Genomic DNA, 16,688 nt, shown 5'->3' on the forward strand with positions numbered 1-16,688 from the left:
CCGGCTTGGCTTAATGCCGGTTTTCGTGGGCTTCGAAGTGCTGTTCCCTTTTGCCGAATTAATGCCAAAAAAATACCAATTGTCCAGCCGAATTTAACTTTTCGGCGGGAGAAAATTCATTAAAAAATTTAATCAAGCAAAATCAATAAGATAAAAAGATTGATTTTCTCCCTCATTCCCACTTGGTAAATGGTATTTTTTTGGTATTGTATTAAAAAACATGGGGACGGCATATTCGGAGGCCCGATGACGGAGCTTGCAATCGGCATAGACGGCGGCGGAACGAGCTGCCGGGCCGCGGTCGCGGACAGAAACGGCAATATCATCGGCCGCGGCAAATCAGGCGCCGCCAACATTCTGTCGGATCTCGAAAACTCTCTTCTCAATATCATTGAATCCGCCCGGCAGGCGCTGCGCGATGCCGGGCTTGCTGCTGAAACCGTTTCCTCCGTCGCAGCCGTCGTCGGCGTCGCCGGCGCCAATGTCGGGGATTACGGCAGGCGAATCGAAAAGGCTCTCCCCTTCGCCGAGGGCCGCGTCGTCACCGATGCGCTGATCGCCCTGCAGGGCGCGCTCGGCGATGCCGACGGCATCGTCGGCGCCTTCGGCACCGGCTCGGTCTATAATGCCCGCAGGGATGGCCGGCTGAACGGCATCGGCGGCTGGGGTTTTGTCGTCGGCGACCAGGCAAGCGGCGCCCGCCTCGGCCGCGACCTGCTGGAACGATCGCTGCTCGCCCATGACGGGGTGCGCCCGGCATCGCCGATCACCGAAGCGGTCATCACCGAATATGGCAACGATCCGGAGCGCATCGTCGAATTCGCGCATTCGGCAAGACCAAAGGATTTTGCCCGTTACGCACCGATCGTCTTCGAACATGCGGCCAGGGGCGATGCCGTCGCGGTCGGCATCGTCACGGATGCGGCAACGGCGATCGGCGAAAGCCTCGACGCGCTGCTCTGGCCCGAATGCCCGTCGATCTGCCTGCTCGGAGGTCTTGCCGAAGCCTATGAACCCTGGCTTTCCGAACGCCACAGGCCGCTGCTCGCCAGACCGAAGAACGATGCCTTGCACGGCGCAGTGGAACTTGCGGTGAAGCTCTTGAACAACAAGCAGAGAGGTGCGGCATGAGCGACGACCTCGCTACCATCCTGTCCCTGGAGCGCTTGCAGGCTGCCGGCACCGGCCCGCTCTACGTCAAGCTGCGCCGCATGCTCGAAGAGGCCGTGCGCACCGGCACGCTCGGCCACGGCGATGCGCTGCCGCCGGAACGCGACATCGCCGAATTCGCCGCCGTCAGCCGCGTCACCGTGCGCAAGGCGATCGACGAACTTGTCGCCGACGGCCTGCTGGTGCGCCGCCACGGCTCGGGCACCTTCGTCGCCAAGCCGGTCTCCAAGGTCGAGCAACGCCTATCGCAGCTCACCTCCTTTACCGAGGACATGGCGCGCCGCGGCATGTCCTCCCGCTCCGAATGGCTGCACAAGGGCATCCATACCCCCTCGCCCGATGAGATGATGATCCTTGGCCTCGGTACCGACGTTAAGGTTTCGCGCCTCTCCCGCCTGCGCATCGCCGACGACCAGCCGCTGGCGATCGAGAACGCCAGCGTCTCCGGCGAATTCCTGCCCGATCCCTCAGCCGTCACCAATTCACTCTATGCTGAACTCGAACGCCTCCAGGTTCGCCCCGTGCGCGCCGTGCAGCGCATCTCCGCGACCAACATGAAGGAAGCCGACGCCCAGCTTCTCGGCGTCTCCGTGGGTGCGGCCGGCCTGTCGATCGAGCGTATCTCCTATCTCGGCTCAGGCCGCGCCGTCGAATTCACCCGCTCGCTCTATCGCGGCGACGCCTATGACTTTGTCGCGGAGCTGACGATTGCGGTGACTTGAACCGCAAAGCCGACATCATCGGTTCAAAAGAAAAATATTCTTGATTTTCAAAAGCATGAAGCCGGGAAGTGAATCACTTTCCGGCTTCCGCGTTTCTTGAATCACTTTATCAGCGGACGACGCCAAACGGCTGGTTACGCCGCATCCTCGATCTCGGTTTCGGTCTTGCGCGGCACATAGTTCAGCACCGGCCCGAGCCAGCGCTCGATCTCGGAAACCTCCATGCCCTTGCGGGCCGCATAGTCTTCCACCTGATCGCGCTCCACCTTGGCGACGCCGAAATAATAGGAGTCGGGATGGCCGATATAGAGGCCGGAGACCGAGGAGCCCGGCCACATCGCATAGCTCTCCGTCAGCTTCACGCCGGCCGCTTTTTCAGCATCGAGCAGCTTGAAGAGTGTCGCCTTTTCGGTGTGATCGGGCTGTGCGGGATAACCGGGCGCCGGGCGGATGCCGGCATAGGCTTCGGTGATGAGATCCTCCTTGCTGAGCGTCTCGTCCTTGGCATAGCCCCAGTATTCGCGTCGTACCTGCTCATGCATGCGCTCGGCAAAAGCTTCGGCGAAGCGATCAGCCAGCGCCTTGACGAGGATCGACGAATAATCGTCGTTCGCCCGTTCGAAACGCTCGGCGATGGCGATTTCCTCGATACCCGCCGTCACCACGAAGCCGCCGACATAATCCTGAACACCGCTTGTGACAGGCGCGACGAAATCGGAGAGCGCCACGTTCGGCCGCCCGTCCCGCTTCGAAAGCTGCTGGCGCAGCGTATAGAAGGTCTCAAGCTCCTGTTTCCGGGTCTCGTCCGTGAACAGTCGGATATCGTCGCCGACGGCGCCGGCCGGCCAGAAGCCGATGACGGCGCGCGGACGGAACCACTTCTCGTCGATGATCTTCTTCAGCATGGCCTGCGCATCGGCCCAGAGCGCGCGCGCTGCCTCGCCCTGCTTCTCGTCTTCGAGAATGGCGGGGTAACGGCCGCGCAACTCCCAGGTCTGGAAGAACGGCGTCCAGTCGATGTATTTGGCAAGCTCGGCCAGATCGTAATCCTCGAACACCCGCGTGCCGAAGAATTGCGGCTTCACCGGTTGGTAGGCAGACCAGTCGATCTTGGGGGCATTCTCGCGAGCCCGGGGCAACGGCAGTCGCACCTTCTCGGCCTCGCTGCGCGCATGGGCGGCCGCCACCTTGGCATATTCGGCTCTTACATCGTCGACATAGCCCTGCCGTGCCTCCGGCGAAAGCAGTGCGGATACGACGCCGACGGCACGGCTGGCATCGGTCACGTAGACTGTTTGCCCCTTGTTGTAGCCCGGATGGATCTTCACGGCCGTATGCACGCGGCTGGTCGTCGCCCCGCCGATCAACAACGGGATCTCGAAACCCTGCCGCTCCATTTCGGCCGCGACATGCACCATCTCGTCGAGTGACGGCGTGATCAGGCCGGAAAGGCCGATGACGTCGACCTTTTCGGCGATCGCCGTTTCGAGGATCTTCGTCGCCGGCACCATGACGCCGAGGTCGACGATCTCGTAATTATTGCAGGCAAGCACGACGCCGACGATATTCTTGCCGATATCGTGCACGTCGCCCTTGACCGTCGCCATCAGGATCTTGCCGGCCGACCGGCGTTCATCGCCGCCGTTGAGGCGCTTTTCCTCTTCCATGTAAGGCAGCAGCACGGCGACCGCCTGCTTCATCACGCGCGCCGACTTGACCACCTGCGGCAGGAACATCTTGCCCGAGCCGAAGAGATCGCCGACGACATTCATGCCGGCCATCAGCGGCCCTTCGATAACGTGCAGCGGCCGGGCGGCCTGCAGGCGCGCCTCCTCGGTATCGGCCTCGATATATTCGGTAATGCCGTTGACCAGCGCGTGTTCGAGACGCTTCTCGACGCTCCATTCGCGCCAGGAGAGATCCTGGACACGGCCTTCCCTGGCACCGGCGCCACGGAAACGCTCGGCCACTTCGAGCAGCCGCTCGGTGCCGTCAGGACGGCGGTTCAGTACCACGTCCTCGCAGGCCTCGCGCAGCTCAGGATCGATGTTGTCGTAGACGGCAAGCTGGCCGGCATTGACGATACCCATGTCCATGCCAGCCTGGATGGCGTGGTAGAGGAACACGGCGTGCATCGCCTCGCGCACCGGCTCGTTGCCGCGGAACGAGAAGGACAGGTTGGAGACGCCGCCGGAGATATGCACCAGCGGCATGCGCTCGCGGATCGTCCGCGTCGCCTCGATGAAATCGACACCGTAATTATTGTGCTCTTCGATGCCGGTCGCGACCGCGAAGATGTTCGGGTCGAAGATGATGTCCTCGGGCGGGTAGCCGATCTTCTCGGTCAGCAGCTTGTAGGCGCGCGTGCAGATATCCACCTTGCGCTCGTAGCTGTCCGCCTGCCCCGTCTCATCGAAGGCCATGACGACGACGGCGGCACCATAATTGTGCAGCAGCCGCGCCTGGGCGAGGAAATTCTCCTCGCCTTCCTTCAGCGAGATCGAGTTGACGATCGGCTTGCCCTGGACGCGCTTCAGGCCGGATTCGATGATCGAAAATTTCGACGAGTCGATCATGACAGGCACACGGGCGATGTCAGGCTCGGCGGCGATCAGGTTGAGGAACTCGACCATCGCCTTTTCGGAATCGATCAGGCCCTCGTCCATATTGATGTCGATCACCTGGGCGCCGTTTTCGACCTGGTCGCGGGCGACATCGAGCGCCGCGTTGAAATCGGCATTGGTGATCAGCTTGCGGAAGCGGGCCGAGCCGGTGACGTTGGTGCGCTCGCCGACATTGACGAAGGGAATATCCTTCGTCAGTTCGAAGGGTTCGAGGCCCGACAGCGACATGAAGGGGCGATGCTCGGGAATCGGCCGTGGCTTGTACTTGGCGACGGTCTCGGCGATCGCCTTGATGTGCTCGGGCGTCGATCCGCAGCAGCCGCCGACGATGTTGACCAGGCCTTCGCGGGCGAAGCTGTCGATCTGCGCCGCCATCAGCTCCGGCGTTTCGTCATACTGGCCGAATTCGTTCGGCAGGCCGGCATTCGGATAGGCGCAGATGAAGGTGTCGGCAACACCTGAAAGCTCCTGCAGATGCGGGCGCATCGCATTGGCGCCGAGCGCGCAGTTGAGCCCGATCGTAAAGGGATTGGCATGCCGCACCGAGTTCCAGAAGGCCGACGGCGTCTGGCCGGACAGCGTGCGGCCGGAAAGGTCGGTGATCGTGCCCGAGATCATCACGGGCAGGCGCACGCCCTTGGCCTCGAAGCGCTCCTCGCAGGCAAAGATCGCCGCCTTGGCGTTCAGCGTGTCGAAGATCGTCTCGATGAGGATGATGTCGGCGCCGCCGTCGATCAGCCCGTCGATCTGCTCGCCGTAAGCGGAACGCAGATCGTCGAAGGTGACGGCGCGGAAACCGGGATTGTTGACGTCGGGCGAGATCGAGGCGGTGCGGTTGGTCGGCCCGATGGCGCCGGCGACGAAGCGGCGGCGGCCGTCCTCGCGCTCGGCGCGCTGTGCCGCCCGGCGCACGATCTCGGCACCTTCCTTGTTGAGGTCATAGACCGCACCTTCCATCTCGTAATCGGCCTGCGCGATGCGGGTCGAGGAGAAGGTGTTGGTCTCGAGAATATCGGCGCCGGCCTTGGCGTATCTGTAATGGATCTCTTCGATCGCATCCGGCTGGGTCAGGATCAGAAGGTCGTTATTGCCCTTCTGGTGACAGGCGCAGCCGATGAAGCGCGTCCCGCGAAACTGGTCTTCGTCATAGCCGAGCCCCTGGATCTGCGTGCCCATGGCGCCGTCGAGAACAAGGATGCGCTCGCTCGCGGCTTGTTTCAAAGCTGCGAACACTTCACTGCCGTCACGTTTGCCCGTTTCCGGACCAAAGAGATTGTCAAACACGGGAGGGCTCCTTGACGTCGTAAGACCAGGCTTCCAAATCACATAAAGATATCTTTATGTCAATATATGCCTATCGATTTCATGCTTTGCAAGTCTACAGCGCCGCGCGTCTCCTAAGACGCGCAAAGGACGCCGTAGCAGTTTGAATCTTCGCATCGTGCTTTCCGAAAATCGATCCCGATTTTCGGGTCGATGCGATAGCCAGATGACAGGCTTGCCCGACCTCTATATAGGCGTTTGCGACGCTTGTGCACGAAATCGGAGGAGCAACATGGCACCCGCAACCGGCAACGCCGTGCTTGGAAACTGGACGACCCGCGCCTATCATCGCGGCTGGCTGCTAACCCAGGCGAACGGTCTCTTCGATTTCTTCCAGCACAATTCGGTCAATCCCAAGGGCGGCTTCTACGATCTCGACGACGAAGGCGGACCTCTCGACGCCGAGGGCCAGGTTCGCGGCATCCATATCGCGGCGCGCGCTGTGCATTGCTTCTCGATCGGCGCCTTGCTTGGCCGTCCAGGCGCTGCCGATGTCGTCGACCACGGCATGGATTATATCTGGAACCATCATCGCGACCGGAAAAATGGCGGCTATTTCTGGTCCCTCAACAATAATGGTCCCGTCGATTCCAACAAGCAGGGCTATGGCCATGCTTTCGTGCTGCTGGCCGCCTCAGCCGCAAGGACGATCGGCCATCCGCTTGCCGACGGCATGTTGGCCGATATCACCGAGATCCTGAACACGAAGTTCTGGGAAGAAAAGCACGGCGCGATCGCCGAGGAATTCACCGCCGACTGGCAGCCGCTCGATGGCGGCGCCTATCGTGGCCAGAACTCCAACATGCACCTGACCGAAGCGCTGATGGCGGCCTTCGAAGCCACCGGCGACCGGGACTATCTGGCCAAGGCCGAAAGCATCGCCGATCTCGTCATCCGCCGCGTCGCCGGTTCGGTGGACTGGCGCGTTGCCGAGCATTTCGACGCCGAATGGAATCTCGACAAGACGTACTATCATCCGAACGAAATGTTCCGCCCGGCCGGCACGACGCCCGGCCATTGGCTGGAATGGGCCCGCCTCATCCTGCAGCTCTGGGCGCTCGGTGGCAAACGGACCGAATGGATGCCGGATGCGGCCAAGGCGCTCTTTGCGCAATCCATGGCGCTCGGCTGGGACAACGACAAGGGCGGCTTCTTCTATACGCTCGATTGGGACGACAAGCCCGCCAAGCGCAACAAGCTCTGGTGGCCAGCCTGCGAAGGTGCGGCCGCTGCACATTTCCTCAACGAGCACCTGCCGAGCGATTTCCATGAAGAGAGCTACCGCAGGATCTGGAACGTGATCGAGCGCGCCTTCATCGACCACAAGAACGGCGGCTGGCACGAGGAGCTGACGGAAGATCTCGTTCCCTCGCACTCGCTGTTCCCCGGCAAGGGCGATATCTATCACGCCCTGCAGGCCTGCCTCATCCCGCTCTTCCCGGCAACGGGCAGCCTGACAAAGGGCATCGCCGAGGCCGGCGGGAAGCTCTGAGGTCGGGGATCAGTAACCCGGCGCCGGCAGTTCGGCAGTCGGGTTCCGCTGGAACCATTCGACATCCTCGTTGACACGGTCGAGATCGTCCTGCACGTCGCGCTGGTCGCGGCGGATGTCGTGCTTGTCATCTTCCAGATCTTCTATCCGCCGGCGCAGTTCCGACCGGTCGCCGTCCTTGGCATCTCGCAGCTTGTCGGAAAGCTCGTCGATATCAGTCTCCTTATTGCTATAATCGCTCTGCATCGAGCTGAGCCGCCCCTGCAATTCGTGCTGCTTGCTGCCGAGGCCGAAGCCGCGCAGGAAACCAGGCGCGGTCGCGGGCGGGCAGACATTGGCGTAGCCGCTGCCCGCCTGGCCGCGCGCAAGCCCGCTGAGCGGCGTGCAGTAGCGCACCAGGCCGGCCTGATATCCCTGAAACCAAATCGTCTGATCGGGCACGATCTTCACCCGCTCGCAGGATTTCGCATGTGCGGCGAAGCGCTGTTGCGGCTCGTAGCCCGCCGCGCCGTCGCTCTCGCCGATCACGCTCCAGTCGGCGGCAACGCATTCCTCCTTGGAAAGCGTGTTGCAGGAGGCAAGGAAAAGGCCGAAGCCGATGGTGGCGGCAAGCGCAAGGAACAAGCGGATCATGGCGTCCCGGGTAAGATGAGGAGTGCGATGCCGCAGCTTAGCCGCAGGACAAGCCCGCGTCACCGGAGCGGCGACGCGAATTTGTAGTTTTCATGGCTTTTTTCTGTCGAAATTACGGCAGGAGAAACCGTGTCAGAGCGGCGCGGCGAGCCGCAGCGTATCCAGATCCTTCGCGAGCATCAGCGCCAGCGCTTCGACCGCGAGATTATGGTCGTCGCGCTGCGGCAATCCTGAGACGGTGACGGCGCCGATGCAGCCGGTGCCCTTGACGTTAATCGGGAAACTGCCGCCATGCGGCGCATAGTCGGCGCCGGAAAGTCCGTTATCCTCGACCGTCTTGCCATCCTTCTGCAGCTTCAGGCCGGAGGCATAGCTGCTGCGGAAATAGCGCAGCACCATATTGCGCTTGCGGCGGACCCAGTTGACGTTATCAGGCGTTACACCCGGGAGTGCCGCATAGAATACCGGCATCGAATGCAGGGTCACATCGATCGCGATGCCGAGGCCGCGCTCGGTGGCGAGTTCCTGCAGGAGCTTGCCGAGCTGCCATGCCGTCGTCAGGTCGAAGGCGTCGAAACTCAGGACTTTCTCCTGCTCCGCGATCCGGCTGAGATCGTCCTCGATTGTCATGGGTAAAGCGCTCCTCTGCCGTGATGATCCGTTGCAGACCATTCTTGCGGGAGCCGAAAAAGTAAAGCAAAAACTTAGGGCTATCCCTGGAGCAATTCCAGCAAAACTGCGCAGCGGTTTTGCGTCCGGAATTGCGCGAAGACAAAGAGATGAGCATTTTCGTGACTCGAAGAAAACGGAAATGCTCTATGTCAGAGCTTCGGCGTCAGCATCTCGAAACGGTCGCGGATGGTGGCGCAGGTATCGCCGCCGAGCCTTGCAATGGCATCGACGGCTGACGGATCGACATGCAGCCTTTCCGGATCGACGACCCCGTCGCGGTAATGCGCATAGACGATCTCGCCCATGACGATCTGCCGCGAGCGGCCGAGCTCCAGCGTCACATGCCGCCGGCATTCGAAAGCGGCCGGCGCCTCGGCGATAAAGGGCGAGGCCACCTTCTCGCCCGGCATTGCCGTCAGGCCGGCCTCCTTCAACTCGTCGACGCCGCGCGGATATTTGGCGCCGCAGACATGCATCGCCTCGGCGATCGCGAAGGAGACGATATTGACCGTGAACACCTCGGTCATGCGGATATTGTGGCCGGTGTCCTTGAACGACATGTCGGCATGGTTCTCGACGCCGATCGCAAGGATCGGCGGATCGGCCGAAAGGCAGTTGAAGAAACTGAAGGGCGCGGCGTTGATCCGGCCATTCTCGTCGACCGTCGTCACCAGCGCGATCGGGCGCGGAATGATCGTGCCGATCATCAGCTTGTAGCGTTGGCGCTCGGTGAGCTGCTTGAAATCGAAGGAAACGGACATCGGTTCAGCCGGCCGCCCGGATCGGCGAGAAATCCCTCATCGCCCCGGTGAAGGGTTTCGGCAGCGGCGATGCATAGGAGCCGCGCTTGCTGGTGGAAAGTCCGAGCGACACCAGCGCTTCGGCCTGCTTGACGGCGGCCGCGACGCCATCGACGACAGGCACGCCATAGATCTCCTGCAGCTCTCGCGCCAGATCGGTCATGCCGGCACAGCCGAGCACGATCGCCTCGGCGCCGTCTTCCAAAAGCGCCCGCTCGATCTCGGCCCTGAGCTTGCCGATCGCGCCCGAGGCCGGATCTTCCAGCTCCAGCACCGGGATGTCGGAGGCGCGTACCGTGGCGCGGTCGCCCATGCCGTAGCGGCGCACCAGATTGTCGATCAATACCCGCGACCGCTCCAGCGTCGTCACCACGGTGAAGCGCTGCGCCAAGAAGCCCGCCGTCACCACCGCGGATTCGCAAAGCCCGAGGATTGGCACATCGGCGAAGGTTCGTGCCGCTTCGAGCCCGGTATCGTCGAAGCAAGCGATAACGGCCGCATCATAGCCCGCCGGCTGCCGGTCCTTGAGTTCGGCGAGCAGACCGGGGATCGCCAGCGCGCCGTCGTAATGTCCTTCGATGGAGACCGGCCCCATGCGCGAGGTGGCCGCGATGATCTCCGTGCCTGATGCCGCCACCGCACGCGCGGCAGTCGCGGCCTTGTCGGTCATGGAGGCCGTGGTGTTCGGATTGACGATGAGGACGCGCATGTCAGTTTATCTTTGCCTGCCGCCGGCTGAGCATCGTCATGATGCCGAGCGCGAGGAGAATGATGGTGAAGGAAAACAGCGTCGTCACCGTGCCGAGCGCATAAAGCACCGGCGTCGTGACGTTGGTGGTCATGCCGTAGATTTCGAGCGGCAGCGTGTTGTAGGTGCCTGATGTCATCAGCGTGCGGGCGAATTCGTCGTAGGAGAGCGTGAAGCCGAACAGGCCGACGCCGACGAGGCTCGGCGCGATCATCGGCAGCACGACATGGCGGAACGTCTGCCAGGAGCTGGCGCCAAGGTCACGCGCAGCCTCTTCATAGGCCGGCGAGAAGCGGTTGAAGACGGCAAACATGATCAGCACGCCGAACGGTAGCGTCCAGGTCAGATGCGCGCCGAAGGCGGACGAATACCAGGCGGGCTTCAGCCCTCCCTCCTGGAAGACGACGCCGATGCCGAGCGAGATGATGATCGACGGCACCACGAGGCTGGCGACCGTGGCGTAGAACAGCGCCGTCGAACCTCGGAAACGGCGCCGGAAGGCAAGGCCGGCGAGCAGTGAAACCACGACAGTCACCGCCATCACCATCAGCCCGAGAGTGAAGGAGCGCCGGAACGAGGCACCGAAATCGCCGACCGCCTGCTTCTCGAACAGATTGAAGAACCAGTGCGTGGAAACGCCGTTCATCGGGAAGGTCAGGCCGCCATCCGGCCCCTGGAAGGAGAGGATCAGGATCGCCGAAAGCGGGCCGTAGAGGAACAGCACGAAGATGATGAAGAAGATCGCCAGCAGGTAGAATTCCAGGCCGCGTTTTTCGTGGTTCATCTCAAAGCTCCTTGCGGATATCGACGACGCGCAGGATGGCCGCGACCATCAAGAGCACCACCGCAAGCAGCACCACGGCGTTGGCGGCAGCCGCCGGATATTGCAGCAGCGACATCTGGTTCTTCATCATCAGCGCCACCGAGGCGCTCTGGCCACCGGACATCACCTGCACCGTCGAAAAATCAGCCATGACGAGCGTCACGACGAAGATCGTGCCGATCGCCATGCCGGGCTTGGCAAGCGGGATGACGACGTTCCACAGCACCTGCCAGCCGGAGGCGCCGGCATCGCGCGCCGCCTCGAACAACGACCGGTCGATGCGCATCAGCGTGTTGAAGATCGGCGTCACCATGAACAGCGTATAGAGATGCACCATGGCAAGCACGACGGCGAAATCGGAATAGAGCAGCCATTCGATCGGCTTCGGGATGATGCCCATATTGATCAGCGTCGAATTGACGAGGCCGTTGCGCCCAAGCACCGGGATCCACGAGATCATGCGGATGATGTTCGACGTCATGAACGGCACGGTGCAGACCAGGAAGAGGATCATCTGCGTCGAAGTCTTGCGGATGTGGAAGGCCAGGAAATAGGCGACCCAGAAGCCGATGACGAGCGTCAGCGACCAGACGATCGCAGTGAATTTCAAGGTGTTGAGATAGGTCTTCCACGTCACCCACGAACCGAGCGTGTCGGTGTAGTTCATCGTCAGGAAATCGGGATAGAGACCGGCAAAGTCGTAGTCCCAGAAGCTGACGACACCGATCATGGCGATCGGCAGCAGGAAGAAGAAGCCGAGAATGACGAACAGCGGCGTCGCCTGGAGATAGGATATCGCCGATGGGGAAAGCCTCAGTCCGCGCCCGCCGCGCGCGCCCTGGCCATCCTCCTCCGTTTCCGCTGCGATGGTCGCCATGATCCGGTTCTCCGTTGTCTCATTGTCAGGCGTGACGACCGAGGGCTCGTGCCCGCCCCCTCATCCGCCTGCCGGCACCTTCTCCCCGCTGGGGCGAAGAGATTCGCGGCGGCGCCTCGGCCACCGCGAACCTTGCATTCGTCTCGCGACGCGGCCACGGACTCCCTCTTCTCCCCAGCGGGGAGAAGGCGGCCCGAAGGGTCGGATGAGGGGGCGGAGCGAAGCGACGTCTTCAGCACCAGCGAAAGACAGCGCCTGCCCGCCCCCAAAGGGATCAGGCAGCGATGAACTCGTTCCAGCGGCGGACCATGTAGCGGTCCTCGTCCATGACGGAGTTCCAGCAGGCGACCGCGCCCATGCGGGCTTCGAAGGAGCCACCGTCGCGAACGGCGCCGGCCTTCTCCATCACCTTGCCCTCGGGAGACAGGATATCGCCGGCTGCCGGCTTGCCTTCGATCCAGTAGCCCCATTCGTCGGCCGACATGAATTCCTTGGCGGTGTCCATGCAGGCGGAATAATAGCCCTGGCGGTTGAGGTAGCCGCCAACCCAGCCCGATGTGTACCAGTTGATATATTCATAGGCGGCATCGAGCTGCGCGCCCTTGAGGTGCGAGGCAAGGCCAAGACCGCCACCCCAGGCGCGGTAGCCTTCCTTGAGCGGCTGGAAGGTGCAGGCGATACCCTTCGAACGGACGGCGGCGACGGCCGGCGACCACATCGACTGGATGACCACTTCGCCTGAGGCCATCAGGTTGACGCTTTCGTCGAACGACTTCCAGAAGGCACGGAACTGGCCGTCACCCTTGGTCTTGATCAGGAAGTCGATCGTCTTGTCGATTTCTTCCTTCGTCATGTTGCCCTTGTCGGCATATTTGATCTTGCCGGAGGCTTCCATGATCATCGCCGCATCCATGATGCCGATCGACGGGATATTGAGGATCGCGGTCTTGCCCTTGAAGGCCGGATCGAGAATATCGGCCCAGCTGGTGATCGGACGGCCGGTGAGGTCGGGGCGAATACCAAGCGTATCGGCATTATAGATGGTCGGAACCATCGTCATCCACTGCGTCGGCTCCTTGGCGAACTTCTTGGAACCCTGCGCCTCGACGAAGCCGACCGTGTGCGGCGCCGTACCCTGGGCGATGACGCTCTCCGGCTTTAACTTGCCGTTGATGAACAGCGGCACGATCTTGTCGTAATATTTCAGCTTCTTGACGTCCATCGGCTGCATGACGCCGGTCGGGAACACCTTCTTGGCGATCCAGTATTCGATGTCGGCAATGTCATAGCTGTCAGGCTGGGTGACGGCGCGCTGGGCGGCGGCGTCGGAATCGGTTGCCGTCATCTCCAGCGTGATGCCGAGATCGGCCTTGCACTTCTCGGCGATGGCATTGATGTTCGAAACGCCGGTGCCGAACTGGCGAAGCGTGATGTTCGACTGCGCCCAGATTGTGGGAAAGCCGGTAATAGCGCCGGAGCCGGCGATGGCGCCGACGGCGGCAGCACCCGTCTTCAGCAGCGTGCGGCGGGAAAGCCCCTTTTCCGCTTTGGTCGATGTCGTTTCAGTCGTCATGTCAGTTCCCCTTTTCTTGGATAGAAGGTTCAGTGTTCTTGATGGTAATGGCTCACGCGGAAGTGCGGCCGAGAAGCACGGCATCGTCGAGCGCCCAGCTGAGCGAGACGGTGTCGCCGACGGCAACCGGCCGGGCGAAATAGTCGCCGTCGTCGGCAATGACGGTGAAGTCGTCGCTGCCGGCGCCGATAACGGTGATCTTCACGGAAGAGCCGCGATATTCGATGTTGGAGACGATGCCGTCGAAGCCGAGCGTCCATTCGGTCGCCACCTGCAGGCGGACGCGGTCGGTGCGGATACCGATATCGACGGGCTCGCCGACTTCCCTGCCCGTCCCGCGCACGGAAAAGCTCTGCCCCTCAGGCACGGTCATGACGAGCACGCCGTTCTCGCTTGATGTCACCCGGCCGGACAGCACATTGTGGTCGCCCATGAATCGGGCGACGAAGGCGGTCGCCGGCCGCTCGAAGACCTCGCGCGGGGCGGCCGCCTGCTCGATCCGGCCGTCATTCATGATGACGATGACGTCGGCGAGCGCCATCGCCTCTTCCTGGCTATGGGTCACGTGCACGAACGTGATGCCGAGCGACTTCTGCAGCTTCTTGAGTTCGGCGCGCATGCGGATCTTCAGGAACGGATCGAGCGCCGACAGCGGCTCGTCGAGCAGCAGCGCTTCGGGATCGGTAATCAGCGCGCGCGCCAGCGCCACGCGTTGCTGCTGGCCGCCGGAAAGCTGGGCCGGACGCCGGTTGGCATAGGCCTCCATCTGCATCAGCTTCAGCATCTCGAGCGCCTTGGCCTGCCGCTCTTGCTTATCGACACCCTTCATCTTCAGGCTGAAGGCGACGTTGTCGATCAAATCGAGATGCGGGAAAAGCGCGTAGGACTGAAACATCATCGCCGTGCCGCGCCTGGCCGGCGGAAAATCGGTGACGACGACATTGCCGAGCCTGATATCGCCCGACGAAATGCTCTCGTGGCCGGCAATCATGCGTAGCGTCGAGGTCTTGCCGCAGCCCGACGGGCCGAGGAAGCAGCAATAGGAGCCGGCCGGAATCTTCAGGCTGATCGCATGGACCGCCGTCGTCGCGCCATAGACCTTCGAAACGGATACTATATCGATCTCTGCCGCTTTCGACATCATGCCTTCCCCTGTTCGGAAAAGACAATGCATCTGCCGTGCCAAATTCCGCTGCTCGCACCAAGCCATTGCGAATTAAAGATTTTGTCGCTACCGAACTTGCGAGAGCAAATTATAGGCACAAGGGTATCTGCACATGATTTAGGCTATCGTGCGCAATTTGTGCAGAAAATCGTATACAATATTGCCGTCATTTCGGGCACAAATTCCGTTTAACTTTTGCCGCGAACACGGATATGGTTTCTCGTCATCAGGAAATCGATTTTCATGAAATCCGCCGCCAAGGCTCAGCAAGCCGAAGACTCCGCCGAAACAGGCGCGCAACAGATCCGCGATGCCATTCGCGAAGCGATTGTCGAGCGCAGGCTCTCGCCCGGCACCAAGCTTTCGGAGAGCGATGTCGGCAATCTCTTCAACGTCAGCCGCACGCTAGCGCGTGCCGCCCTGCAGGCGCTGTCTTATGAAGGCCTAGTCAGCGTCGAGAAGAACCGTGGCGCTTTCGTCGCCTATCCCTCGCCCGAAGAAGCTCGCCAGATCTTTTCCGCCCGCCGCCTGGTCGAACCCGGCATATTGCGCGAGGCCGCGGCGCGGATTACGCCGGATGACATCGCGCATCTGAGGCAGCTTTTGCTGGAAGAAGGCCGCCTGATGAGCGAGCGCGGCCAGACGGCGCGCCGCGCCGAAATCAAGGCATCGGGCGATTTCCACCTGATGCTGGCGGCCATATCGGGAAACTCAATCATGCAGCGCTTTATGGAGGAACTCGTCGCCCGCTCCTCCCTGGTGATTGCGCTTTACGGCCAGTCGACCGCATCGAGCTGCGGCCATTCCGAACATGGTGACATCATCTCGGCGATCGAAGCCAACGAACTCGACCGCGCCTGCCAGCTGATGCTGCATCACATCGCCCATATCGAGGCCGATCTCGACCTGCGCGAACGCAAGAGCCTCGGCCTCAAGGAAGCCTTCGAACTCTGAACATGCGAAGACGCGGGGCGCGGCTGCTTCACCGCGCCCCGCTTCAAACCGAATCTCGAAACACTACCAAGGCGTCTTCTTCGGCAGCAACTCGAAAGCCGCGAAGATATCCTCCGCGGTCATTGGCTCGCTCGAGCGCAGCTTCACGGTTCCGTCGCGTCCGATCAGGATCAACCCGAACTCGCCGGACGGCGGCCCCTGCAGCCGCTCGCGAATATCGTCGGCATCGAGTTCCCAGTCATCGTCGAACAGCGTAAACGCGCCGCCGCCGGCAATGCTGAACACTTCGACGTCTTCTTCGATGAGGCGCATATGCGCCTTGCGCAGCCATTCGTCCTGAACGAGTGCACGGTCGTCTTGGGCATCGGCGAAGATGATCAGCACCCGCTTCTTGTCGCGAAACTGCTCGAGCGATTGCGGAAGGTCAGGCTCACGCCTGGGTGTGCCGATGATTTCCTGAACGATGGATTTTAGCATGGTACTTATTCCTCGCCCGTCACGACTGCATAACTCCTTAGATCGGGATCGATTTGAGGATAAAATTATGCGGCAATTCAAAGTGCCACAGCTGCGCTGTAGCGGCGGGCCGTGCTGCCGAATTAAACGGTTGGGAATGGGTGAGGTTCCGCCAGGAAGCAGAAAAGGATCGCAGCCATGGCCGCGATCCTCATCCTTGTCAGTCGCGGCTCTGGTCTTCGGACGCGTGGGCCGAAACGGCAACGAGATCCACGGCACCGGTGGCGAGAAGGCGCTTGCGCACCAGCACGCGCATGACGCGCGCCGCCGTCGAGAAGGTCATCTGGTCGAGCGGGCCTTCGCCCTCCCACGGCTTGGTCAGCCGTTCAGTGACGGCGCCGACAATGTTCATCGGCACGATGTCGGTGCATTCGCGCATGGCTTCGAAAACGAAGCTGATTGGAATGACCCTTCCTTCGTGGGTCACGATCGGCTCGGTCAATTCGCTGTCCCATTCCTCAAAGGCATAGAGCGCTTCGCGAAACAGCTGCTGGAGGGTAAACGGCGCGTGGCCGTTATGAAGTGGCGGCAGTGCATTCATCATGTCTGTCTCCTCTTGTTGGATTGAAGCCAAGTCCTCCGGTATCGGTCGGCAT

15 protein-coding genes are annotated in these 16,688 nt (G+C 61.7%); 4 read left to right on the forward strand and 11 right to left on the reverse strand.

The annotated features are described in order from the left end of the window. The first annotated feature begins 246 nt into the window (after window positions 1–246). A complete protein-coding gene (locus CUJ84_RS15100) occupies window positions 247–1,131 on the forward strand; it encodes an N-acetylglucosamine kinase (protein ID WP_105006804.1) in 885 nt (294 codons plus the stop codon). After that, window positions 1,128–1,892: a GntR family transcriptional regulator gene (locus tag CUJ84_RS15105; protein ID WP_011652849.1), complete on the forward strand. Its 765-nt coding sequence runs from the start codon at window positions 1,128–1,130 to the stop codon at window positions 1,890–1,892. Before CUJ84_RS15100 ends, CUJ84_RS15105 begins: the two co-directional genes overlap by 4 nt. Before the next feature lie 134 nt (window positions 1,893–2,026). Here CUJ84_RS15105 and metH read toward each other — a convergent pair whose 3' ends face one another. Further along, window positions 2,027–5,800, reverse strand: coding sequence for a methionine synthase (gene metH, locus CUJ84_RS15110; protein WP_105006805.1), 3,774 nt, complete (start codon window positions 5,798–5,800; stop codon window positions 2,027–2,029). 271 nt (window positions 5,801–6,071) lie between these two features. Here metH and CUJ84_RS15115 point away from each other — a divergent pair, with 271 nt between their 5' ends. Further along, window positions 6,072–7,331, forward strand: coding sequence for an AGE family epimerase/isomerase (locus CUJ84_RS15115; RefSeq protein WP_105006806.1), 1,260 nt, complete (start codon window positions 6,072–6,074; stop codon window positions 7,329–7,331). 9 nt (window positions 7,332–7,340) lie between these two features. On the opposite strand, the gene CUJ84_RS15120 is transcribed toward CUJ84_RS15115, so the two are convergent. The 8 genes from CUJ84_RS15120 to CUJ84_RS15155 form a co-directional block, all read right to left on the reverse strand. Beyond that, the gene (locus CUJ84_RS15120) at window positions 7,341–7,964 is read right to left on the reverse strand and encodes a DUF2799 domain-containing protein (RefSeq protein WP_105006807.1); all 624 of its coding nucleotides are present in this window, start codon (window positions 7,962–7,964) and stop codon (window positions 7,341–7,343) included. Between the two features lie 132 nt (window positions 7,965–8,096). Further along, entirely contained in the window at window positions 8,097–8,594 is a 498-nt protein-coding gene (locus tag CUJ84_RS15125) for a heme-degrading domain-containing protein (protein WP_027683693.1), read from the reverse strand. Window positions 8,595–8,785: 191 nt separating this feature from the next. After that, entirely contained in the window at window positions 8,786–9,397 is a 612-nt protein-coding gene (locus CUJ84_RS15130; protein WP_105006808.1) for a flavin reductase family protein, read from the reverse strand. Between the two features lie 4 nt (window positions 9,398–9,401). Further along, entirely contained in the window at window positions 9,402–10,145 is a 744-nt protein-coding gene (locus CUJ84_RS15135) for an aspartate/glutamate racemase family protein (protein WP_105006809.1), read from the reverse strand. Between the two features lies 1 nt (window position 10,146). Continuing rightward, complete coding sequence (locus CUJ84_RS15140) at window positions 10,147–10,968, reverse strand: ABC transporter permease (protein ID WP_105006810.1); 822 nt, start codon at window positions 10,966–10,968, stop codon at window positions 10,147–10,149. A gap of 1 nt (window position 10,969) precedes the next feature. After that, entirely contained in the window at window positions 10,970–11,884 is a 915-nt protein-coding gene (locus tag CUJ84_RS15145) for an ABC transporter permease (protein WP_018242921.1), read from the reverse strand. 274 nt (window positions 11,885–12,158) lie between these two features. Then, window positions 12,159–13,457, reverse strand: a complete 1,299-nt coding sequence (locus CUJ84_RS15150) for an ABC transporter substrate-binding protein (RefSeq protein WP_105006811.1) — start codon at window positions 13,455–13,457, stop codon at window positions 12,159–12,161. A 52-nt stretch (window positions 13,458–13,509) separates the two neighbouring features. Beyond that, a complete protein-coding gene (locus CUJ84_RS15155; protein ID WP_105006812.1) occupies window positions 13,510–14,598 on the reverse strand; it encodes an ABC transporter ATP-binding protein in 1,089 nt (362 codons plus the stop codon). Window positions 14,599–14,865: 267 nt separating this feature from the next. On the opposite strand from CUJ84_RS15155, the gene CUJ84_RS15160 reads away from it, so the two are divergent. Then, on the forward strand, window positions 14,866–15,576 hold the full coding sequence (locus tag CUJ84_RS15160) for a GntR family transcriptional regulator (protein ID WP_027683687.1): 711 nt from the start codon (window positions 14,866–14,868) through the stop codon (window positions 15,574–15,576). Window positions 15,577–15,639: 63 nt separating this feature from the next. Here CUJ84_RS15160 and CUJ84_RS15165 read toward each other — a convergent pair whose 3' ends face one another. Continuing rightward, window positions 15,640–16,053 (reverse strand): DUF4174 domain-containing protein, encoded by a 414-nt coding sequence (locus CUJ84_RS15165; RefSeq protein WP_105006813.1) that lies wholly within the window; start codon window positions 16,051–16,053, stop codon window positions 15,640–15,642. Between the two features lie 199 nt (window positions 16,054–16,252). After that, a complete protein-coding gene (locus CUJ84_RS15170) occupies window positions 16,253–16,636 on the reverse strand; it encodes a hypothetical protein (protein WP_018446599.1) in 384 nt (127 codons plus the stop codon). Window positions 16,637–16,688: the final 52 nt, after the last annotated feature.

The organism is Rhizobium leguminosarum (assembly GCF_002953715.1).
In the GTDB taxonomy this organism is placed as follows: Bacteria; Pseudomonadota; Alphaproteobacteria; order Rhizobiales; family Rhizobiaceae; genus Rhizobium; species Rhizobium leguminosarum_V.

What these genes read in the sequence shown, in the direction of transcription:
- CUJ84_RS15100 (WP_105006804.1), top strand. Translation starts at nt 247, where the DNA reads ATGACGGAGCTTGCAATCGGCATAGACGGCGGCGGAACGAGCTGCCGG.
- CUJ84_RS15105 (WP_011652849.1), top strand. Translation starts at nt 1,128, where the DNA reads ATGAGCGACGACCTCGCTACCATCCTGTCCCTGGAGCGCTTGCAGGCT.
- CUJ84_RS15115 (WP_105006806.1), top strand. Translation starts at nt 6,072, where the DNA reads ATGGCACCCGCAACCGGCAACGCCGTGCTTGGAAACTGGACGACCCGC.
- CUJ84_RS15120 (WP_105006807.1), bottom strand. Translation starts at nt 7,964, where the DNA reads ATGATCCGCTTGTTCCTTGCGCTTGCCGCCACCATCGGCTTCGGCCTT.
- CUJ84_RS15125 (WP_027683693.1), bottom strand. Translation starts at nt 8,594, where the DNA reads ATGACAATCGAGGACGATCTCAGCCGGATCGCGGAGCAGGAGAAAGTC.
- CUJ84_RS15130 (WP_105006808.1), bottom strand. Translation starts at nt 9,397, where the DNA reads ATGTCCGTTTCCTTCGATTTCAAGCAGCTCACCGAGCGCCAACGCTAC.
- CUJ84_RS15135 (WP_105006809.1), bottom strand. Translation starts at nt 10,145, where the DNA reads ATGCGCGTCCTCATCGTCAATCCGAACACCACGGCCTCCATGACCGAC.
- CUJ84_RS15140 (WP_105006810.1), bottom strand. Translation starts at nt 10,968, where the DNA reads ATGAACCACGAAAAACGCGGCCTGGAATTCTACCTGCTGGCGATCTTC.
- CUJ84_RS15145 (WP_018242921.1), bottom strand. Translation starts at nt 11,884, where the DNA reads ATGGCGACCATCGCAGCGGAAACGGAGGAGGATGGCCAGGGCGCGCGC.
- CUJ84_RS15150 (WP_105006811.1), bottom strand. Translation starts at nt 13,457, where the DNA reads ATGACGACTGAAACGACATCGACCAAAGCGGAAAAGGGGCTTTCCCGC.
- CUJ84_RS15155 (WP_105006812.1), bottom strand. Translation starts at nt 14,598, where the DNA reads ATGTCGAAAGCGGCAGAGATCGATATAGTATCCGTTTCGAAGGTCTAT.
- CUJ84_RS15160 (WP_027683687.1), top strand. Translation starts at nt 14,866, where the DNA reads ATGAAATCCGCCGCCAAGGCTCAGCAAGCCGAAGACTCCGCCGAAACA.
- CUJ84_RS15165 (WP_105006813.1), bottom strand. Translation starts at nt 16,053, where the DNA reads ATGCTAAAATCCATCGTTCAGGAAATCATCGGCACACCCAGGCGTGAG.
- CUJ84_RS15170 (WP_018446599.1), bottom strand. Translation starts at nt 16,636, where the DNA reads ATGATGAATGCACTGCCGCCACTTCATAACGGCCACGCGCCGTTTACC.